This window comes from Moraxella sp. VT-16-12, from assembly GCF_002224245.2.
Classification (GTDB): Bacteria; Pseudomonadota; Gammaproteobacteria; order Pseudomonadales; family Moraxellaceae; genus Moraxella.
The window spans coordinates 34046-54636 of the sequence record NZ_NKHK02000005.1 but is presented as its reverse complement, the minus strand read 5'-3'; the positions used below and the strand labels follow the sequence as shown (position 1 = coordinate 54636).

The window sequence follows — 20591 nt, the reverse complement described above, 5'->3', positions numbered from 1 at the left end:
AAAGGTTTCTTTTGCATGTCAGTTCACATGAAACGCTTGATGTCCCATAAAAACATTTTGCTTTTACAAGGCAAGATGGGGACGTTTTTTTGCCGTTTTGCCACCTTTTTAATGGAGCAGGGCAAATACGTACACAAAATCAACTTTAATGCCGGTGATGCCTTTTTTTATTGCCATAAACATGCTGTTGATAATTATCGGGGTTGTTTGGAAGATTTTGACAAGTTTTTGGCGCAGATTATTAAACAGCATCACATTGAAGCCATCGTTTGTTTTAATGATTGTCGCCCCTATCATTTGATTGCCAAAACGCTATGTCAAACCCATCAATTGGCGTTTTTTGTGTTCGAAGAGGGCTATTTAAGACCAGATTATATCACCCTAGAAGAACATGGCATTAACGGCTACTCTCGCCTAGACCCCATGCTCATCAACCAGCTACAAAATGCCAATGACCAACCAAAATACACCGCCAATCGTTTTTGGCGTATGTGTGTGGCAAGCATGGTGTATTATTTGATGGTGTTTTTGTGGCAGTGGCGATATCCACACTATGAGCATTATCGTGGCTTGACCATTGGTCAGGAAATCATGGCGTGGCTGATTTATCCGCTACGTAAATTGTATTGGTATTATCCTGATTTGGCACTGCAAAAAAAACTGGTTGATGAGGGCAGTTTTTATCTGGTGAGCCTACAAGTTCACAATGATTCACAAATCACTCACCACAGTGATTATGCTGATGTCAAAGACTTTATTACAGAAGTGCTCACATCTTTTGCCAAACACGCTCCCCAAGGCACAAAGCTGGTATTTAAACATCACCCATTAGACCGTGGTCATCGTAATTATCGTGGATTTATTAAACAGCTTAGTCAGACACTGGGTGTGGCAGGCAGAACCTTTTATGGTTGTGATATGCATCTGCCAAGCCTTATCAAAGCCAGCATTGGCATGATTACGGTCAATAGCACCACAGGACTACAATCCATTTATCATCAAAAACCCACCAAAGTGATGGGGCGAGCGTTATATGACATCAAAGGATTGACCGACCAGCAGTCTTTGGATAAATTTTGGGCAAACCCCATGCCACCCAACCGAGGATTTTATCTGAAATTTCGTGAATATCTGATAGAGCAAACTCAGCTTAATGGCTCGTTTTATGGGACATCGCCTTGGGTGATTGCTTATCGGCAAGATTAGTGTCTTTGACTGGCTTGTTTTTGGACATTGATTATCAGCCATGCCAGCCATCACAAATTATCAGCATATTTAGAATAAATAAGATTTTTTTTAAAAAATTTGTTAAAATAATCAGTTAATTTTATTTTTGCAAAACTATCTATGACCGCACTCACCCACATCCGTAATTTTTCTATCATCGCCCACATTGACCACGGCAAAAGTACGCTTGCCGACCGTTTTATTCAGGTATGTGGCGGTCTGTCTGAGCGTGAAATGCAGGCACAGGTACTAGATAGCATGGATATTGAGCGTGAACGTGGTATCACGATTAAAGCCCAGTCGGTTACACTTTATTATAACCACCCCAATGGGCAAAAATATCAGCTTAATTTCATTGACACCCCCGGACACGTGGATTTTAGTTATGAAGTGTCTCGTTCTTTGGCAGCGTGTGAAGGGGCGTTACTTGTGGTGGACGCTGCCCAAGGCGTAGAAGCCCAAAGCGTTGCCAACTGCTACACGGCGGTAGAGCAGGGGCTAGAAGTTTTGCCTGTTTTAAATAAAATTGACTTACCACAGGTTGAGCCTGAGCGAGTCATTGAAGAGATTGAAGACATCATTGGCATTGAGGCGATAGATGCTCCCCGAGTTTCTGCCAAAACAGGGCTGGGCATTGATGAATTATTACAAACTTTGGTGGAAAAAATCCCTGCCCCCACGGGCGACAGAGATGCCCCCTTGCAAGCCTTGATTATTGATAGTTGGTTTGATAATTATTTGGGCGTGGTGTCTTTGGTGCGAGTGCGTGAAGGACAAGTCAAGACAGGCGATAAGATTTTTATCAAATCCACGTCCGAAAGCCACTTAGTAACCAGTATCGGTGTGTTTACACCAAAACCACTTGAAACTGGCATTTTGCAAGCAGGCGAGGTGGGTTTTGTCATCGCAGGCATTAAAGACATTGCAGGCGCCCCTGTGGGCGACACCATCACCCTTGCCAAAACGCCAGAAGTGGAGAGCATTGCAGGTTTTCAAAAGGTAACACCACAAGTGTATGCAGGGATGTTTCCTATTGATTCGTCTGACTTTGAAAAGTTTCGTGAAGCCTTGCAAAAACTGCAAATCAATGACGCTGCCTTATTTTTTGAGCCAGACACGTCTGACGCCTTAGGCTTTGGCTTTCGCTGTGGCTTTTTGGGCATGCTGCACATGGAGATTATCCAAGAGCGTTTGGAACGTGAATACAACCTAGATTTGATTACCACTGCCCCGAGTGTGATTTATGAGATTTTAAAGAAAAATGGCGACATCACCTATGTGGACAACCCATCTCGTCTGCCTGATACAGGGCTGATAGCTGAGTTTCGTGAGCCGATTGCTCGCTGTCATATCTTGGTGCCCCAAGAGTATTTGGGCAACGTCATTACCCTTGCTATGGAGCGTCGTGGCGTGCAGGTGGACATGAAGTTTATGGCACGTCAAGTGCAAGTGGTGTTTGACATACCGATGGGCGAGGTGGTCATGGACTTTTTTGATAAATTAAAGTCCGCCAGTCGTGGTTTTGCTTCACTGGATTATGCCTTTGAGCGTTATCAAGCGGACAAATTGGCTCGTGTGGATGTGCTGATTAACGGCGAAAAAGTGGACGCTTTGGCGATGATTTGCCATCAAGAACACGCTCGCCGTCGTGGCAATCAGCTCGTTGAAAAGATGAAAGAGCTCATTCCTCGTCAAATGTTTGATGTGGCGATTCAAGCGGCGATAGGCAGTCAGATTATCGCTCGCTCTACGGTGAAAGCCATGCGTAAAGACGTACTTGCCAAGTGTTATGGCGGGGACGTCAGTCGCAAAAAGAAACTTCTTGAAAAACAAAAAGCAGGCAAAAAACGCATGAAACAAGTAGGTTCGGTGGAAATCCCCCAAGAAGCGTTTTTGGCAGTATTAAAAGTAGATGGCTAGAATAAGGTAAAAAGCTGATGGAATTTGACATTAACCTAATTCTCGTCCCTGTTACTTTGGTGTTTTTGCTGGCATATCTGGCAGATAAACTTTGGCTAAAACAGCATAAACGAGCCGTAGGTCAAAACCGTAAGATTGCCATGGCACAAAGCCATTTTGACAAAACTAAAAAAGAGTTTCAAAAAACCTTAGAGCGGTTTGGGTATGATGTGTCGCCTGATGAATTTATTGGCACAGAGCATAGCCCAAGCATGCTACTTCATGCCAGCACCGCTTATCAAGACGCCAAACGTAGTTTGGTGCAAGCTCAGGGCATTTTGGGCGATGACAAACCCAATGAATTTTTTTTGGTGCGGTGGGCGTATGAATATTTGCCGATTTTGTTGGTGATTATTTTGGTGCGTTCCTTTGTGGTAGAGCCGTTTAACATTCCATCAAGTTCTATGGTGCCAACCCTTTATACGGGTGATTTTATTGTGGTCAATAAGGCATCTTATGGACTGCGTTTGCCAATTACTCACACCAAAATTTTAAACACAGGCGAGCCCAAGCATGGTGATGTGGTGGTGTTTCGTTATCCAGAAAATCCCAAACGCTACTATATCAAACGTATGATTGGTCTACCGGGGGATACGGTGGCATTTTCTAATGATACTTTAACGGTCAATGGTCAAAAGATAGACACTAAAAAGCATGATTATCAAATGCCTGATGAGCTAAATGCCAAACTTTTGCCCCAAGTGATTAATGACCAGCATTTGAGCGATGTTGAACGCATGACTTATAGTCAAGAAGAAGAAAAACACGCTCGTTATTATACTGAAACTCATGGCGAACACGTCTATCAAGTGCGGTATTTGGGGGATTTAAATTCTGCCCAAGATGCACCATTTTTACAAAAAAATTCGCCCATGCTCATGGAAACTGGTGGTGCAAGCTGGCAAATCACCGTCCCCCAAGGTCAATATTTTGTGATGGGGGATAACCGAGACCGCAGCGAAGATGGGCGGTTTTGGGGCTTTGTGCCAGAAGCCAATTTGGCAGGTAAAGCCACGTATATTTGGATGCACAAAGATGCAGGGCTAAAATTACCAAGTTTTGGGCGAGCAGGGGCGATTGATTAATATCCATACTTTGAACCAATTGGTATTATTAATGGGCGGTTTGTCTTATTGTTTTTTGATGTTAAAACAGTTAATGATAAAATGTCAAACACGAATTGACAAACATGATTTAAGGTGATTTATGCGGTGTTCTACATTTGGTCAGCAGCGTGGTGCGTCTGTTACTTCCATCGTGCTGTTTATTATTGCATTGGGGTTGCTTGCTAAATTGGCAATTGGCATCATTCCTGCTTATGTTGGTGATTATCAATTTACCAAATTGGTCGCCCAAGAACTCAAAGAAGCCAATGAAGCCAAGCAAACTGATAAGCAGTTTTTAAACAGTCTTAGCCAACAGTTGTCCATTAACGCCAATTATGACAGCAAGCCCGAAGAAATGCTCATTTTTACCAATAAAACTCCCGGAGCATTGGCAGTAAAAAGCCAATATGAAGTAGAAAGCAACTTCTATGGCGGTACATATATTGTCAATCGTTTTGAAAAAGAGATTACAGCAAAAGACACCAAATAATGACCCAGACAGTGCTTCCTACTCACTTTGCTACCTTTGAACAAGGTTATCCACATCTGTGTTCAAAATTAGGATACACGTTTAAAGATCCAAATTTTGCCAAGCGTGCCTTAACACACCGCTCTTTTGACCCAAAAATGAGCTACGAACGCCTTGAATTTTTGGGAGATGCACTGCTTGGGGTGGTGATTGCCAACGCACTATTTATCAAATATCCACGCCATGATGAAGGTAAACTCACTCGTATGCGAGCAACACTTGTGCGTCAAGAGACCTTGGTACAGATTGCCGAAAAATTAGGGTTGTCTGGTCATTTGATTTTGGGGGTGGGTGAACGCAAGGGTGGCGGACGACATCGTGCATCTATTTTGGCGGATGCGGTGGAGGCGTTGATTGGGGCGATTTATTTGGATAGCAATGATGGTTTTTTAACCAAAACTTTGGTGCTGTCTTGGTATGGCGATTTGTTGGATGAGGTTGGGCAAGAGCAAGTACTAAAAGATGCCAAATCTCGCTTACAAGAGTGGCTACAAGGCAACAAATTGCCTTTGCCCATTTACACTTTGATGGATACCATTGGTAATGCTCCTAACCAGACCTTTGTGGTAGAGTGCCAAGTGGCAGTCAAAGACTGTCAGCCCATCACCGAACGTGGCGAAAGTCGGCGAATTGCTGAACAAAAATGTGCGGAACGCATGATAAATCAGCTCAATAAATTAGAAAAACCCAAGCCAATTTGACCAAATTTTATTATCAATCACCCATCAAGCATTTACCCAGCCTTGATATGTCAATACTTTAAAAATCAGGATACTCATGAGCGAGCAGACAAACACCACCAACGAAGACGCCATTGCCGCCTTTTTTAACAACAATCACACACCTGTGTTAGATGGGTTTAGGGCAGGCTTTGTGGCGATTGTTGGTCGTCCCAACGTGGGCAAATCCACGCTCATGAATCATCTGCTTGGGCAGAAACTTTCCATCACCAGTCGCAAACCGCAGACCACACGTCATCGCATTCATGGCATTTTGACTGATGAAGCCATGCAGATTGTTTTTGTGGACACCCCCGGCATTCACAAAAAAGAAGTCAAAGCCATCAACGAACGCATGAACAAAGCTGCCATCTCGGCACTGGCTGATGTGGATTTGGTGCTGTTTGTGGTGGATGGCTTAAAATGGCAAGAAGATGATTTATTGACCTTGGAAAAACTGGCAGCCACGAGCTTACCTGTGGTGCTGGTCATCAACAAAACCGACACCATCAAAGAAAAAGACAAGCTGCTGCCTTTGATGGCGGAGTATCAAGAAAGTTTTGAATTTGCCGATATCATTCCTGTGTCTGCCCTGCGTGGTCAAAATTTGGATAGATTGCAGGCGGTGATTGGTGAGTATTTGCCTGTGCGACCACCGATTTTTAACCCTGAACAAATTACCGACCGAAGCGAGCGGTTTTTGGCAAGCGAGATTATCCGTGAAAAAATCATGCGTCAATCAGGTGATGAAGTGCCCTATGATTTGACCGTGCAGATTGATGCTTTTAAAGATGAGCCAGCTCATAAAGACCCCGAAACTGGTAAATGGCGTAAGGCGTGCACCTTTATTGATGCCACCATTTTTGTGGAGCGAGCTGGTCAAAAAACCATCATTATCGGTGATAAAGGCAGTCGCATCAAACAAATTGGCATTGATGCGCGCATGGACATGGAAAAACTCTTTGACCGTAAAATCATGCTCACGCTTTGGGTGAAAGTCAAAAAAGGGTGGAGTGATGATGAGCGGGCATTGACGAGTTTGGGATACTAGTGAAAGACGCCCCACTCACAGGCTATCTGCTCCATGCCAGAGCCTACCAAGAAAGACGAGCAATTTATCAGTTTTTTAGTAGAGAGCATGGTGTGGTGCATGGCGTAGGCGTGCGTGGTATGCCATCTTTTGCCTTGATAGAACTCTTTGCCAGTGGACAAAGCTCGCTTAAAAATTTTAATCAAATTCATCTAAAAAGCTCCCAAAATATTGCCCTAAAAAACACTTTTGGGCAAAACCAATATGCTTTATTATATCTTAACGAAATCACCACCAAGCTCATCAGCCAAGAAAACCCTTGCCCTGCTTTGTGGCAAAGTTATCATAACAGCATTCAATCTTTGCAAAAGACTAATGAATTGGCTGTCATAAAGCACATTTTAAGACACTTTGAAACGGCACTGTTTGATGAGCTTGGCGTAAGTATTGATTGGGGGGCTGATAGCATGGGTAGAGTGATTGACCCTAGGGCGTGCTATGAATTTATTCCCAATCAAGGTTTTGTCAGTATGGCGCATGGCAGATTGTTGGGTAAAACCATGCTCGCGATTGCTCAACATGATGGTATAGATGATGTGTATTTAAATGATGTGGGGCAAATTTACCGCACATTGATTGATTTTTTGCTTGACTATCGTCCTTTAAATAGCCGAAAATTATGGGCAGAGCAACTAAAATATAGGTAATCATGATGAATGTACCACGTTTGGGGGTTAATATTGACCACATTGCCACATTGCGTAACGCTCGTGGTGTGGGTTATCCATGTCCCATCAAGGGGGCAAAAATTTGTCAGCAGGCAGGGGCGGATGGCATTACCTTACATTTGCGAGAAGACCGCCGACACATCAAAGATACTGACGTGTATGCCATCAAACAAGCCATCAGCATTCCTATGAATCTAGAAATGGCAGTTACTGATGAAATGCTTGCGATTGCTTGTGATGTTAGACCTGATTGGGTGTGCCTTGTGCCAGAAAAACGTGAGGAAGTAACTACCGAAGGCGGACTTGATATCATTAATAATGAAAAATTACCCAATTTTATCAAGACCTTACAATCATCTGGCATTAAAGTATCGCTGTTTGTTGACCCTGATACTGCCCAAATTGATAAAGCGGCCGCTCTTGGAGCAGATGCCATTGAGCTGCACACTGGGGCGTATGCCGAAGCGTGGCTGGCTTGTGATGATGAGCCTTTGGTTAATGAACAGGTCAAAAATGAACTGATGCGTATTCAAAAGGCAGTTGCACACGCTAAAAAGTTTAATCTACTGACTAATGCAGGGCATGGATTGACTTTGGATAATGTTGCTTTTATTGCCCAAATTGATGGCATTCATGAGTTAAATATCGGTCATGCAATCATTGCTGATGCTGTTTTTGTTGGCTTAGATGAAGCAGTGCGGTGTATGCGACAAGTGTTTTTGGACAAAGTGGCTTTGTTGGATGGTTGATGGTAATAGCGTAACTTTAAGTAAATTTTATGTAAATATCTTGTATTTTTTATTAAATAATGGTTGCAAAATTTACCGATTATCGGTATGCTAAATCCATCTATCAATAACCTGATGATTTTTCTATTGGAATTCTTTGGGTTTAGTGTTAGAATATGAAAACGGTAACCTGATGTTTCTACCTTAACTCTTGGAGAAATCTATGAAACTTAATCGTATTGCTCTTGCAGTATTGACTGCGACTGTTGCTACTGCATCTTATGCAGGCGTAACCGTTACTCCTTTGATTGGTTATACTTATACTGACGAAGCGCATGATAAGCAACGTGGTGTATTTACAACGGGCAAAAATTTAACTGATGCTGCTCCTACACCTTCTGGTACGCCCACACCAAATGGTGGCGTTGCTCTAAAAAGCGACCTATATACAGGTGTTGCTTTGGGTGTTGAACTTACTCCATCTACCCAATTTCAAGTAGAATATGGCATCACAGACACTGAAGCTCGTGCTTCTAAGCGTTCTTGGAATCACGATGTAACTAACCGTTTTGATGCCAAAGAAGAAAATATCAGCGGTAATTTCTTAGTTGGTCTACAACAATTTACTGGCTATACTGATGGTAAATTTAAGCCATATGTACTTATTGGTGGCGGTCAGCAAAAAACCACCATTGAGAATAAAGCACAGTATAATGCCACTTTTGCAACTCAAACAGGCTTGCCTGCTGGCACTATCCCAGCAGGTTCAGAAGTTGCCAAATCAAAAGACACCATTGGTAATGTGGGTCTAGGTGCTCGTTATCTTATCAATGATGCTTTGGCGGTACGTGGTGAGGTGCGTGGTGTTCACAACTTTGACCATGAATTGTGGGAAGGTCAAGCCCTAGCAGGCTTAGAGGTTACTTTGGGTGGTCGTTTGAAGCCTGCGGTAGCTCCAATTGTTGCACCACCAGTTGAGCCTACTGTTGTGCCTGAGATTGTTGATGATACACCTGCGTTTGTTGATAGCGACATGGATGGTGTGGCTGACCATTTGGATGCTTGTCCAAATACACCGCCTAACACCGTTGTGGATCAACAAGGCTGTACAGTTAAGATTGATATTGTTGATGAACTACGTCAAGAATTGCGTGTGTTCTTTGATTATGACAAGTCAATCGTGAAACCACAGTATCGTGAAGAGATTGCCAAAGTTGCAGAAAGAATGCGCGAATTCCCGAACGCAACTGCAAACATTGAAGGTCATGCCTCAAAAGACAGTAAGCGTTCAAATGCTCGCTACAATCAACGTCTGTCAGAAGCTCGTGCAAACGCAGTTAAATCTGTACTAACTAATGAGTTTGGCATTGCTCCTAACCGTCTAAGTGCAGTAGGTTATGGTTTTGACCGTCCAATCGCACCAAATGACACTGCTGAAGGTAAAGCAATGAACCGTCGTGTATTTGCTGTGATTCAAGGTACTAAGACCACTACGGTTGACCAAACCAAAGACATGAATGTACAATAATCCTTAGTATCCTATGTGATTATTCCATTAATACCAAAAAAGCTGCCTTAGGGTGGCTTTTTTTGCTGTTGATTTTTTTTGATTTTTCTAGGCTTTATATAAAAATCATGCTACAATTGACAGTTTTTTATTATCAACAGACCCTTTGTGGTCATAATTATTTTTGAGATTTTATGTCAGATTCTATTCAAAACCTACGCAACATCGCCATCATAGCCCACGTTGACCACGGTAAGACCACTTTGGTGGACAAACTGTTGCAGCAGTCTGGTGCTTTGGGTGAGCGAGCAGGTGAGATTGAACGAGTGATGGACTCTAATGCCCTAGAAAGTGAGCGAGGCATTACCATTCTTGCTAAAAACACCGCAATTCGCTGGACGGATAAACGCACCAATACTGAATACCGCATTAACATTGTGGATACTCCTGGACACGCTGATTTTGGCGGTGAGGTGGAGCGTGTGTTGTCAATGGTGGATTGTGTGCTGCTTTTGGTGGATTCCCAAGAAGGTCCGATGCCACAGACACGTTTTGTTACCCAAAAGGCGTTTGCTCGTGGTCTAAAACCAATTGTGATTATCAATAAAATTGACAAGCCTGCCGCTCGTGCTGATTGGGTGATGGATCAAGTTTTTGATTTGTTTGACAATCTTGGTGGCACAGATGAGCAGCTTGATTTTCCTGTGGTTTATGCTTCTGGTATCAATGGCATTGCAGGGCGTGAGCCTGATGAGCTTGCTGATGATATGACACCTTTATTTGAGACCATTGTTGATGTTGTTGAGCCGCCCAAAGTGGACGTGGATGGTGCATTTCAAATGCAAATTTCTAGCCTTGACTACAACAGCTTTGTGGGCGTGATTGGGGTGGGACGTATTCAGCGTGGTTCAGTTAAAACCAACACCCCTGTGGTTGTGGTGGATAAAGATGGCAACAAACGCAATGGACGTATTTTAAAAATCATGGGTTATCATGGGCTTGACCGTGTGGACGTAGATGGCGCCACCGCAGGCGACATTGTGTGTGTAACAGGGATTGATAAGCTCAATATCTCAGACACTTTGTGCGACCCAAGCTGTGTGGAAGCTTTGCCTGCTTTGTCGGTAGATGAGCCAACCGTTTCTATGACCTTTCAGGTTAATGACAGCCCCTTTGCAGGCAAAGAAGGTAAATTTGTAACTTCTCGCAACATTCGTGAGCGTTTAGAGCGTGAGCTGATTCATAACGTTGCTTTGCGTGTGGAAGACACTGACAGCCCAGACCGCTTTAAAGTGTCAGGACGAGGTGAGTTACACCTATCAGTGCTGATTGAAAATATGCGTCGTGAGGGTTTTGAGCTTGGTGTGTCTCGCCCAGAGGTCATCATGAAAGAGATTGATGGGGTGATGTGCGAGCCTTATGAAAATGTAACCTTTGATGTTGAAGAGCAACATCAAGGCGTGGTCATGCAAGAGATGGGTAATCGCAAGGGTGAAATGACCAATATGGAAGTGGACGGCAAAGGGCGTATGCGTATTGAAGCCACTGTGCCATCTCGTGGTTTGATTGGGTTTCGCTCAGAGTTTTTGACCTTGACATCTGGCACGGGTATCATGACATCAAGTTTTAGCCATTATGGGGCAGTCAAAGATGGCAATGTTGCCAAACGTCAAAATGGCGTGTTGGTCTCTATGGTAACAGGCACTTGCTTGGCTTATGCATTATTTAGCTTGCAAGAGCGTGGGCGACTGTTTGCCAAGCCACAGCTTGAAGTCTATGAAGGTATGATTGTGGGTATCAACTCACGAGGCGATGACATGGTCGTTAATCCCACCAAAGCCAAACAGCTGACCAACATTCGTGCATCAGGCTCAGACGATGCGATTATTTTAACGCCTGCCTTGGAGTACACACTAGAACAAGCACTTGAATTTATTGAAGATGATGAGCTGGTGGAAGTTACCCCAAAATCTATTCGTATTCGTAAAAAGTATCTGACCGAGAATGAGCGTAAACGGTTTGGGCGTAAAAAAGATTAATCAAAAACCCCAAACTTGATGGTTTGGGGTTTAATTTTATGGTCAAAAACATTGATTCATACGATTTTTTTTGGTGAATCTATTAACCATAAGCAAACAAATATTGCTGGGTTTTTTGGTAAAATGTATTTGATTATCTTGTGTTTGTGATTAAAAACAAATAAAATACCATTAAAGATAATAATTATTGTTATCAAAATTTATTTTGGAGAGTGCGATGAGCATGTTGCAAGAATTTAAAGAATTTGCCCTAAAAGGCAATGTGATGGACTTGGCGGTCGGTGTCATCATTGGTGGGGCATTTGGCAAGATTACCACATCGTTGGTAGAAGACATCATCATGCCGATTGTGGGGTTTATTGCAGGCGGTGAGCTTGATTTTAAAAATATGTACATCCTGCTTGGTAAAGCTCCTGATGGTGTTGCACCCACTTATGAAGCCCTAAAAGAAGCGGGTGTGCCTATGTTGGCTTATGGTAGCTTTATCACCGTGCTACTTAATTTTATCATTTTGGCGTTTATCATCTTTATGATGGTGAAAGGCATGAATCGTTTACGCCGTTCTGCCGAAGAGCCTGCCGCACCCCCAGCTCCTGCCGAGCCATCCGAGGATATTTTGCTACTACGTGAAATCAGTGCAAAATTAGATAAAAAATAATCATCATGCCCATCATTTTGGTGGGCATTTAAATTTTTTCAAAGCGTGCAATACTCTCCACATGAGAAGTGTGGCAAAACATATCCATCACCCCTGCATGAGTTAAACGGTAGCCCTGTCTGATAAGTTTTTGACTGTCTCGGGCAAGTGTGGCAGGGTCGCATGAAACATAAACAATGCGTTTGGCGCGAAATTTTCCCAAATAATCCATGACTTGCCATGCACCGGTGCGTGGTGGGTCAATGAGCAAAGCATCTACTTGCCCGACCCAAGATTTATCAGAAAAATCTTGGGTTAAATCTTGGGTGAAAAACTTAACATTTGTTAAAGCATTATCAAGGGCGTTTTGATAAGCTCGTTTGACCATCTTTGCACTGCCTTCTACGCCAATCACACGCCCTGTCTTACCAACACATTTGGCAAGCGCAAGGCTAAAATTGCCCAGACCGCAAAACAAATCTAGCACCTGCTCGCCCATTTTTAAATCAAGTAGCTGACACGCTAGGCTCACCATTTGCTGATTGACCGATAAATTCACCTGTGTAAAATCACTAGGAAAGCTATGTAAAGTTAAGTCAAATTTGGGTAGCTGGTAAGATAACCCTTGGGAGACATGACCATCAAGGCGATAAATGCGATTTTGGTTGTTTTCACCATACATCTGCCAGTGGTGTGCTTGACCAAAATGGATGAGTTTGGTGCGGTCAGATGAGCTTAGGGTTTTGATGTGGCGAACAATCATGGCAACATTGTCTGGGTGATTTGGTGAGTCATCGCCTGTGGCAATCTGTAAATGTGTGATGTTGTGTTTGCCATCTAAGCTGTATAGCAGTGTTTTTAGCTCACTCAGTTTGTCGCCCACACGTTTATCTAAAATGGGGCAGACATCAATATCTGTTAAAAAATTAGTTGCCCGCTCACGAAAGCCGACAATCAACCGATTGGTTTTGGGCAGATATCGTACGCCAAGTCGTGCTTTGGTGCGGTAAGCAACCTGCTTGCCAATGATGGGGGAGAGCCAATTATCAGGGTTGATGCCAACTTTGGTGAGATGATTTGCCAGCACAGATTGTTTAAAGTTAATTTGCTGATTTTCATCAAAATGTTGGAGAGAACAACCACCACATACCCCAAAATGCGGACAAATGGGCATGGTGCGATGGGGGTTTTTACTGATGATGTTAATGGCATCTGCTTCATCAAAATGTTTTTTGGATTGAGTGATATGAGCGATGACGGTTTCATCAGGCAGAGCAAAACTGACAAATACCTTTTTGCCTGTTTTATCACCGTGCTCTGCCCCATAAGTTGCCACGCCACGCCCATCATGAGTTAGCGATGTGATGTGTAAAGAGATTGGGTTAGCGTTTTGTTTGTTGTTGTGGGCTTTATGTTGGTGGGATTTTGCGGCCATGTTTTTCCTGCCAAAAAGTGGGTTGGGTATTATACATTGTTTAATGGGGTGTTTTGGCATTGTGTTTTTAAAAATTTATCTTTATAATGCTAATTTGGTCATTAAATAATAAAAACCATGTGTCATTTCTCAAATCAGGCTTTGTTGTCAAACGGTCTTTGTGTTAGCGGGTGATTTTTGTATGGCACAAATTTTTGCACTTCATGAACCGTTTTTGCAGTCCAAAGCTCAACTTTTGGTGATACCTGTCAGTGCAGATGGTCATATTTTACACCCTGTGATAGCACGCTCCAAATCCATGTTTGTGGATAATTATGACAGTTATCACAAAAAAGCACGTGCAGGAGAGCTGTTGCTTGGTGATGTGCTGTTGCACAAAATTCAAAAACAACATACAGGGCTCGGTGTGCAAATGGGTGGGGCAGAATATGTGGCTCATATCATCACCCACCAATCGCCTGCCCAGCCAATAAGTGTGCGAACGTTTACAAAATGTTTGAATAATTTTAAACCACATTTATATGAACTGATGAGATATAAGGGCGTCAGGCGTGTGGCGATACTTGGTTCGGCATTGCTCGTTACACAAATAGATGGTCATGGCATGGTGGAGTGGCTGACGGCAGATAACATCATGTCAGCCTGCAATGATGTGTTTGCAGATATACCCAAGATAACCGTTGGGGTGCATTTTAGCCGCACCACAGCACTACCCATCACACAAAAAGTGCTTGAAAATTAAAAAATACTCGGCTATAATGCTGGCAAATTGCGAACGTGGTGGAATTGGTAGACACGCCATCTTGAGGGGGTGGTGCTTCACGGCGTGAGGGTTCAAGTCCCTCCGTTCGCACCAAGTTATCATCTATTGAAGTCTATTCACATCTACAAAAGCCCTAAATGATATAATTTGGGGCTTTTTTGTGTTTATACGCCATGTGCCAGCTCAAAAATATACCATAACAAAACCTAACAGACAATTTAAATAAAAAGTAGTAATTTGTTCAAAAGTTAAACCACGATGATAACTGCTTAATCAATTTTTAGGTCCTTATTGGAAGGTTGCGGATTGTCTTAAAATAAAATGATAATTTGGTGTGGTATGGACATTATTTTTAGTACTTTAAGGCTATTTGCACCATTATGGATGCCAAACTTATTATTGTACATTTATTTGTCAGTACGAGACTATTTGCTACCAACTTTACCCCAAAAACTTGATGGGATATTGTGGCATTGTACATCAATGCTATTGCTCATTGGTTGTGGCTTATTTATTCAATAGATTTTTGGTATTAATTTGACCATGCCATTTTTAAAATCGCCCCAATCGCCCAAGGAGTAATCATCACCGCTAAAATACTGCCTGCTCCAAGCATGGCAAGAATTGGTAGTCCATTTAACCCTGTGGCATATAAATCTACCGCCCCCACCGCAAAAATCAGCACAGGCAGATGCATGGGTAGGGCAATCAGTGGCACAAGCACCGCTCCGTTTTTTAAAGTGAGTGTCAAACTGCTGGCAATGGCGCACAACATCAGTAGTATGGGCGAGCCAACCAAGATGGAAGTGGCAAGTATCAAAGCATCCCCTATGGGCAAACCAAACAGGGGTATTGCCAAAAAAGATAAGACCGCCACAAAGCCTGCACTAAACAACCAATGTACAAACAATCTAAGAGCCACCCACATCGCCAAAGCGGAGTCTGATACGACAAGCTGAGCAAGTGTGCCATTGTCAAAATCAGGACGAAACAACTCTTCTATGCCCATGACCAATGATAACAATACCGCTATCCAAATGGCGGGTGTGGCAAGACGCAACAGCGTGGCAGGTTCTGAGCCGATGGCAAGCGGAAATAAGGTAATGATGAGCAAAAACAGCACCAGTGGATACAGCCACTGCACCATGCCTTGACGTTTGATTTGCCATTCTCGGATAAATAGATGTCTCATAAAGCAAACTCCGTCAAATCAAGGCGTAAATTTGCCCCTTGCATGGCTTGGTGGCTGGTGGCAAGTATCGCCCCACCTTGTTTGGTAAACTCACCCATACGCTGTTCTAGCTTGCTAACCATCGCCACATCTAAGGCGGTGAGTGGCTCATCAAGTAGCCAAAGTGGTGCGTGCGTGGGGGTCATGATAAATAGCCGAGCCAGTCCGATTCGCCGTTTTTGACCTGCTGATAGCTGAATGCTGGATGTGTCGCCAAGTCCATACAACCCTACGCTATCTAGTGCCATATCTAGCGTGTCATCGTCTGCATTGATGTTGTATAAAGATAATAAAAAACGCAAATTTTGAGCAACTGTCAAAGACGCACTGATGCCAAGTTGGTGTGATATATAGACCAGATGGGATTTTTTGATGGTGCCTGTGTGCGTAGGTAGCAGTCCTGATATTTGGTGTAATAAGGTGGTTTTGCCAAGTCCGTTTTCACCAATAAGATGACAAATATCGCCTGCTGATAGCGTTAAATTTACATCATCACACAAGATAAAATCACCCCGCCCAATGGCGACGTTTTGCAGGTGTAAAATTGCCGAATTTGCCATAAATTATTAATCAAAATAAACCGCTATCATACCAAAATTTTTAATAAAATTAAACCGATGAAATGAGTTTCAATGTATGCCAAATAATAAACACATCAGATGTCAAATCACCCATCAAAACAAATACAAAAAATGCTTTTTAAAATCATGTTTTTTTGCTATGCTAAACCAGCTTGTATAAAATTTATCTTTAAAATCAGCCACACACCATCAATTCATGCGGCCAAATAAAACGCCGATTTTATGGTTGGCTCATGCTAATATGCAACAATTTATCATTTGAATGGTTACCATTATGTTTAAAAAATTAAAAAGTCTGTTTTCAAAATCAAAAGCCACCAATAATAATGCTGATGACGGCACTTCTGTGGCGAAACAGGCAAAAGATTTTGAAAAATTATTAAAAAAAACTCAAAAAGACCACCTAATCACCACCCAAATTATGACATGGCTTGACAAGCAAGAATGGAAATACGACCACCGTTCTCCAAATGATGATGGGCATACGCACCATCTGATTTTAGGTTTTACTGACCGTGAAAATGACTGGACGTGTGTGTTTCGTATCAATGAAGAAAATCAATTGGTGTCTATTTTTGGGATTTTGGAAGAGAGCGTGCCAGTCAGTCATTATACCGCCATTTTGATGGAGTTTGCTAAGGTTAATCTGTCGGTAAGTTTTGGGGGAATTGAATTTGACCCTAATGATGGCGAAGTTCGCACGAAGATTGCCTTTGATGTGGAGTTTGGCGGTCTAAGCGATAAGGCACTTGGGTGCTATTTGCAAGCGGTGGCAGGACTGACGGAAGTGGCCAGAAGTGTCATGCAAGCGGTGATGGCGGACGATGAGCCAAGCCAGTTTGCGGGGGATTATGTGGACTTAGGCGATGAAGTCAAAACGACCATTAATGATGAAAAACAAGTGTTTTATCTGCCAACTCACACCGCCCAATAAGCCATTTTGTCTATCATGCTAAAAGTCGCTTACTCACCGCTATTTTGCCATGCTGTGCCAGAAGGTCATCGTTTTCCGATGGCAAAATATGAACTCATCCCCAAAAAACTGCTGGCTGATGGTATTATTACGCAGGATAATTTATTTCACCCACAGCTTTTGTCCGAAGCTGAGATTTTGACCACACATACGCCCGATTACTGGCACAAACTCAAAACAGGCACATTAAGCCCCCAAGAAATCTGTAAAATCGGACTGCCGATGTCGGCAGACTTAGTGAAGCGTGAGCGTTATATTGCTCATGGAACTTATGAATGTGCTTTGTATGCTAAAAAATATGGCGTGTCCTTGTCGGTGTCAGGTGGCACGCACCATGCTTTTGCTGACCACGGCGAGGGCTTTTGTGTGTTTAATGACATCTGTATCGCCAGTCATCTTTTGTTAAATCGCAAAGAAGCTCAGCGGATTTTGATTGTGGATTTGGACGTACATCAAGGCAATGGCAATGCGTCCATCATGGCAAATCATCCTCATGTTTTTGTATTTAGTATGCACGGTAAAAAGAATTACCCCTTTTATAAACCGCCATCTGACCTAGATATAGAGCTAGATGATGGCACAGGTGATGAGATGTATTTGGCGATACTGGGCGAGACTTTGCCTAAGATTATCCGTGAGTTTGACCCTGATATGTTGTTTTATCAAGCAGGCGTGGACGTGTTGGCGACGGATAAACTGGGCAAATTGTCGCTGACCATGCAGGGCTGTTATGAGCGAGATAGGTTGGTATTGACCACCGCCCAAAAAGCAGGTATCCCTGTGGCGGTGGTGATGGGTGGCGGTTATTCACCTGAGATTGAGACGGTGGTGGAGGCTCATTGTGGGGTGTTTGGGGTGGCAAGAAGGCTGGTTGGGGGTTAGTGGTTTTATTTCTTTTGGTTAGATCGTAATCATAGGTTGTTTTAGATTAAATCCTGCATGGAATTTTCTTAACAAATGGATGATATGACTTTGCACATTAATAGTAAAATTAGCAAGCATAGAGGTAGCCACGACAACAAATGAAATACAAGTATTGTTTTATCAAATTCTTTGCTAGTAGTGGCAATTTCATTAAGAGCTGTGCTAATTTTCCTGTCTATTTCACTATTGCTTTCATTATCATGATTATCGAAGGTGGTTTTGGCTTGTTCGTAAATATCTTTTTTAATGTTTTTCTGAAAATTTAGATTCATGGTTAATATTAAACCAAATATAAATAGACTTATTATTGTGATAAAATTAGTGATCAAAAAATTATTATTAGCTGTTATGGCTGTTAAAACAGCAATTAGTGATAATGGCGTACTTAATATTTTTGTTGTTGATTCTTTTATTACAGTATCAATTGCCTTAACAAACTTTAATTTTTCATCAGTAATCTCTTGAACCGTTTTATCAAAAGAGAAGTTATCTAGATATGCTGATAAATTATTTTTATACTGCTCACAAATTTCCCCCCAATGGTTTGCAATAAAGTCTATTTTAATATCATTTATTGTACGATATTTGTCATAAGCATTTTTTGCGATTGCCAGCTTCAAAAGTTTAGCCTTCTCGAGTCTATGAGAATTTTTATGATTTAAATCAATTAAATCATACAAGTTATCCTCAAATACAAATTCTTCTGAAATATCATTAAAAACCTCAATGGAAATTTTTGAGTCAATAACAATAAGATCGCCATAGATTGATGATTTGATAATCATGTTAATTGAATTTGAGTCATTACTTTCTCCAATTTCTCTCAAAAATGAAATAAGAAGACAGATGTTTTTAAGTTTTTTGATTTCTAGGTTGATATTTTCATTGGAAAAACTTGACTCATTGCCTAGAAAGTCCATATTAATAATATAGTAGTTTCCAAGGTATTGACCCCGATCAATTGAGCGTCTATTGCTTATCAAGGATTTCAAATCTTCAAAAAATCTTCCATTTTCATTCTTGGGCAGATAGCACTCAAAAGATATAAATTCATCTTTTTCAAATTGAGAGAAATCATCTTCAAAATTTTCCGAGAATTGTGAATGGTAATGTTCTTCCAAATATTCAATTTTTTGAGCAATATCTACTGAGTAAACTCCATTAAAGTGGAATTTACTTTCTGAGAATTCTATGATGCTATCCTTAGGTATTGACCTGAAAAGTTCTACCAATTTATTAAAGTAACTATTAGTCATGCTTAATCTTTTTAATATGCTCTATATCATCTTCTGATATTTTTATTGAGATTTGACGACTCTCTTCGTCAAGATAAATTTCTGAATCTGGGGTGTAACCCAATAGTGCCAATTTAAAATCCAATTGCCAATTAGATTGACTTCCTAACTTGACACGGGTATATTGCTTTACTACATTAGAACTGATATGGAAGGTATTTGGTATTCCGTAGCCACCGTCATCCTTATCTTTTTGTAGATCGTCAATAAATACATTAACTTTTTTATCAAAAAAATCACTATCCTTATTGTTTGACAAAGAAATATCTTTCAATACATTCTTTAATTTTAATAATATAACTTTCAACTCAGCACTTTGATTAATGCCAATGCTACCCAAATAATCTAAGATAGTATTTTTTGGTTGATCTTTAAATGGCTTAAACCATTCATTTTCATCAGATAATGAATTAGTAAAATGACGAACCGCTTTAATTAAGTCTCTAGTAACGATATTTGCTTTAGTTCCTGTTTCACAACCAAAAGCTCTTATGAAATAATCTGAGCTAGGTTCAGAATTTTTATTACTTCCTATAAATTTTAAATAGGTTTCGTTATCTATATCATTGTCGCATTCAAAATACTGAGATAAATTCAAAGAAAATGATTGCATCAACTTTTGAAGGTTTATGTGTATGCTCTCAATTATATTAAGATTATCATCAATAGCAATGCCATTTTGTTTTTTTATCATCATGCACGAAAAGAAAAGCTTATTATTGGAAGATTTATGCAAGGTAAACAGTAAATATCCTCCGGTAGACATTTTATATGAAGCTGGTTCAATAATTTGAGTCTGAATCTCGGCAACTGAAGTTTTTGATAGCTTGATAAATTCTTTTATTAAAACACTTTGTTCCTGTCCATTTTGAATTTTATCAAAAAAATCCAAACTCTCCCGAGGAATTCTCCCAACTCTTTCGTTGCTAGAAAATATGCCGTATAAGACGCGGTTATCCTCATTTCCAATGACGCTCAATGCAGATTTTACTGTGTTGTAAGTTTTTTTATCTTCCAAGTTAAGTAAGTCATTTCTCCAATTGACACTAGTCACTGTACTATTCTTCTCTTTTGATATTTCGTGAATTATTGAAAAGATAATTTCCATAATGGATCTCCAATTTTTATAAAATAGATAGAGTTAATTTAGGCTAACTCTATCTGTTATACAGCAAATTGC

General features: G+C 41.3%; 19 protein-coding genes and 1 tRNA gene. 15 read left to right on the top strand and 5 right to left on the bottom strand.

Annotation, left to right across the window (positions count from 1 at the left end; all coding sequences use genetic code 11):
- Positions 1–15 precede the first annotated feature (15 nt).
- From CEW93_RS05715 to mscL, 11 genes are all read left to right on the top strand, one after another.
- Entirely contained in the window at positions 16–1206 is a 1191-nt protein-coding gene (locus CEW93_RS05715) for a capsule biosynthesis protein (protein ID WP_089539490.1), read from the top strand.
- Between the two features lie 141 nt (positions 1207–1347).
- Complete coding sequence (gene lepA, locus CEW93_RS05710; RefSeq protein ID WP_089539489.1) at positions 1348–3147, top strand: translation elongation factor 4; 1800 nt, start codon at positions 1348–1350, stop codon at positions 3145–3147.
- A gap of 17 nt (positions 3148–3164) precedes the next feature.
- Positions 3165–4271, top strand: coding sequence for a signal peptidase I (gene lepB, locus CEW93_RS05705; protein WP_089539488.1), 1107 nt, complete (start codon positions 3165–3167; stop codon positions 4269–4271).
- Between the two features lie 121 nt (positions 4272–4392).
- Complete coding sequence (locus CEW93_RS05700) at positions 4393–4782, top strand: DUF4845 domain-containing protein (RefSeq protein ID WP_089539487.1); 390 nt, start codon at positions 4393–4395, stop codon at positions 4780–4782.
- Positions 4782–5522 (top strand): ribonuclease III, encoded by a 741-nt coding sequence (rnc, locus tag CEW93_RS05695; RefSeq protein ID WP_089539486.1) that lies wholly within the window; start codon positions 4782–4784, stop codon positions 5520–5522. The genes CEW93_RS05700 and rnc overlap by 1 nt, the downstream gene beginning before the upstream one ends.
- Before the next feature lie 76 nt (positions 5523–5598).
- The gene (era, locus tag CEW93_RS05690; RefSeq protein WP_089539485.1) at positions 5599–6591 is read left to right on the top strand and encodes a GTPase Era; all 993 of its coding nucleotides are present in this window, start codon (positions 5599–5601) and stop codon (positions 6589–6591) included.
- Complete coding sequence (locus tag CEW93_RS05685) at positions 6591–7277, top strand: DNA repair protein RecO (RefSeq protein WP_089539484.1); 687 nt, start codon at positions 6591–6593, stop codon at positions 7275–7277. Before era ends, CEW93_RS05685 begins: the two co-directional genes overlap by 1 nt.
- 5 nt (positions 7278–7282) lie before the next feature.
- Positions 7283–8047, top strand: a complete 765-nt coding sequence (locus tag CEW93_RS05680; protein WP_089539483.1) for a pyridoxine 5'-phosphate synthase — start codon at positions 7283–7285, stop codon at positions 8045–8047.
- 202 nt (positions 8048–8249) lie between these two features.
- Positions 8250–9554 carry an OmpA family protein gene (locus CEW93_RS05675; protein WP_089539482.1) on the top strand — a complete coding sequence of 435 codons (1305 nt, stop codon included), beginning with the start codon at positions 8250–8252 and terminating at the stop codon, positions 9552–9554.
- A 173-nt stretch (positions 9555–9727) separates the two neighbouring features.
- Positions 9728–11572, top strand: coding sequence for a translational GTPase TypA (typA, locus tag CEW93_RS05670; protein ID WP_089539481.1), 1845 nt, complete (start codon positions 9728–9730; stop codon positions 11570–11572).
- A gap of 217 nt (positions 11573–11789) precedes the next feature.
- Positions 11790–12230, top strand: a complete 441-nt coding sequence (gene mscL / locus CEW93_RS05665; RefSeq protein ID WP_089539480.1) for a large conductance mechanosensitive channel protein MscL — start codon at positions 11790–11792, stop codon at positions 12228–12230.
- A gap of 28 nt (positions 12231–12258) precedes the next feature.
- Here mscL and rlmD read toward each other — a convergent pair whose 3' ends face one another.
- Positions 12259–13644 (bottom strand): 23S rRNA (uracil(1939)-C(5))-methyltransferase RlmD, encoded by a 1386-nt coding sequence (gene rlmD / locus CEW93_RS05660; RefSeq protein ID WP_089539479.1) that lies wholly within the window; start codon positions 13642–13644, stop codon positions 12259–12261.
- Positions 13645–13825: 181 nt separating this feature from the next.
- On the opposite strand from rlmD, the gene CEW93_RS05655 reads away from it, so the two are divergent.
- Positions 13826–14386 (top strand): hypothetical protein, encoded by a 561-nt coding sequence (locus tag CEW93_RS05655; protein ID WP_089539478.1) that lies wholly within the window; start codon positions 13826–13828, stop codon positions 14384–14386.
- A 29-nt stretch (positions 14387–14415) separates the two neighbouring features.
- A tRNA-Leu gene (locus CEW93_RS05650) sits at positions 14416–14500 on the top strand.
- A 439-nt stretch (positions 14501–14939) separates the two neighbouring features.
- Here CEW93_RS05650 and CEW93_RS05645 read toward each other — a convergent pair.
- Both CEW93_RS05645 and ccmA read right to left on the bottom strand, forming a co-directional pair.
- Positions 14940–15599 carry a heme exporter protein CcmB gene (locus CEW93_RS05645; RefSeq protein ID WP_089539476.1) on the bottom strand — a complete coding sequence of 220 codons (660 nt, stop codon included), beginning with the start codon at positions 15597–15599 and terminating at the stop codon, positions 14940–14942.
- On the bottom strand, positions 15596–16198 hold the full coding sequence (ccmA, locus tag CEW93_RS05640; protein WP_089539475.1) for a heme ABC exporter ATP-binding protein CcmA: 603 nt from the start codon (positions 16196–16198) through the stop codon (positions 15596–15598). The genes CEW93_RS05645 and ccmA overlap by 4 nt, the downstream gene beginning before the upstream one ends.
- A gap of 295 nt (positions 16199–16493) precedes the next feature.
- Here ccmA and CEW93_RS05635 point away from each other — a divergent pair, with 295 nt between their 5' ends.
- Both CEW93_RS05635 and CEW93_RS05630 read left to right on the top strand, forming a co-directional pair.
- Entirely contained in the window at positions 16494–17153 is a 660-nt protein-coding gene (locus CEW93_RS05635) for a hypothetical protein (RefSeq protein WP_089539474.1), read from the top strand.
- A gap of 15 nt (positions 17154–17168) precedes the next feature.
- Entirely contained in the window at positions 17169–18074 is a 906-nt protein-coding gene (locus CEW93_RS05630) for a histone deacetylase (RefSeq protein WP_089539473.1), read from the top strand.
- A gap of 68 nt (positions 18075–18142) precedes the next feature.
- Here CEW93_RS05630 and CEW93_RS05625 read toward each other — a convergent pair whose 3' ends face one another.
- Together CEW93_RS05625 and CEW93_RS05620 are read right to left on the bottom strand one after the other, a co-directional pair.
- Positions 18143–19372 (bottom strand): hypothetical protein, encoded by a 1230-nt coding sequence (locus CEW93_RS05625; protein ID WP_089539472.1) that lies wholly within the window; start codon positions 19370–19372, stop codon positions 18143–18145.
- On the bottom strand, positions 19365–20519 hold the full coding sequence (locus CEW93_RS05620; RefSeq protein WP_089539471.1) for a nucleoid-associated protein: 1155 nt from the start codon (positions 20517–20519) through the stop codon (positions 19365–19367). Before CEW93_RS05620 ends, CEW93_RS05625 begins: the two co-directional genes overlap by 8 nt.
- Positions 20520–20591: the final 72 nt, after the last annotated feature.

Bases quoted from the DNA above. Each gene is read 5' to 3' on its own strand.
- CEW93_RS05715 (WP_089539490.1), top strand. From the start codon at position 16: ATGTCAGTTCACATGAAACGCTTGATGTCCCATAAAAACATTTTGCTT.
- lepA (WP_089539489.1), top strand. From the start codon at position 1,348: ATGACCGCACTCACCCACATCCGTAATTTTTCTATCATCGCCCACATT.
- lepB (WP_089539488.1), top strand. From the start codon at position 3,165: ATGGAATTTGACATTAACCTAATTCTCGTCCCTGTTACTTTGGTGTTT.
- CEW93_RS05700 (WP_089539487.1), top strand. From the start codon at position 4,393: ATGCGGTGTTCTACATTTGGTCAGCAGCGTGGTGCGTCTGTTACTTCC.
- rnc (WP_089539486.1), top strand. From the start codon at position 4,782: ATGACCCAGACAGTGCTTCCTACTCACTTTGCTACCTTTGAACAAGGT.
- era (WP_089539485.1), top strand. From the start codon at position 5,599: ATGAGCGAGCAGACAAACACCACCAACGAAGACGCCATTGCCGCCTTT.
- CEW93_RS05680 (WP_089539483.1), top strand. From the start codon at position 7,283: ATGAATGTACCACGTTTGGGGGTTAATATTGACCACATTGCCACATTG.
- CEW93_RS05675 (WP_089539482.1), top strand. From the start codon at position 8,250: ATGAAACTTAATCGTATTGCTCTTGCAGTATTGACTGCGACTGTTGCT.
- typA (WP_089539481.1), top strand. From the start codon at position 9,728: ATGTCAGATTCTATTCAAAACCTACGCAACATCGCCATCATAGCCCAC.
- mscL (WP_089539480.1), top strand. From the start codon at position 11,790: ATGAGCATGTTGCAAGAATTTAAAGAATTTGCCCTAAAAGGCAATGTG.
- rlmD (WP_089539479.1), bottom strand. From the start codon at position 13,644: ATGGCCGCAAAATCCCACCAACATAAAGCCCACAACAACAAACAAAAC.
- CEW93_RS05655 (WP_089539478.1), top strand. From the start codon at position 13,826: ATGGCACAAATTTTTGCACTTCATGAACCGTTTTTGCAGTCCAAAGCT.
- CEW93_RS05645 (WP_089539476.1), bottom strand. From the start codon at position 15,599: ATGAGACATCTATTTATCCGAGAATGGCAAATCAAACGTCAAGGCATG.
- ccmA (WP_089539475.1), bottom strand. From the start codon at position 16,198: ATGGCAAATTCGGCAATTTTACACCTGCAAAACGTCGCCATTGGGCGG.
- CEW93_RS05635 (WP_089539474.1), top strand. From the start codon at position 16,494: ATGTTTAAAAAATTAAAAAGTCTGTTTTCAAAATCAAAAGCCACCAAT.
- CEW93_RS05630 (WP_089539473.1), top strand. From the start codon at position 17,169: ATGCTAAAAGTCGCTTACTCACCGCTATTTTGCCATGCTGTGCCAGAA.
- CEW93_RS05625 (WP_089539472.1), bottom strand. From the start codon at position 19,372: ATGACTAATAGTTACTTTAATAAATTGGTAGAACTTTTCAGGTCAATA.
- CEW93_RS05620 (WP_089539471.1), bottom strand. From the start codon at position 20,519: ATGGAAATTATCTTTTCAATAATTCACGAAATATCAAAAGAGAAGAAT.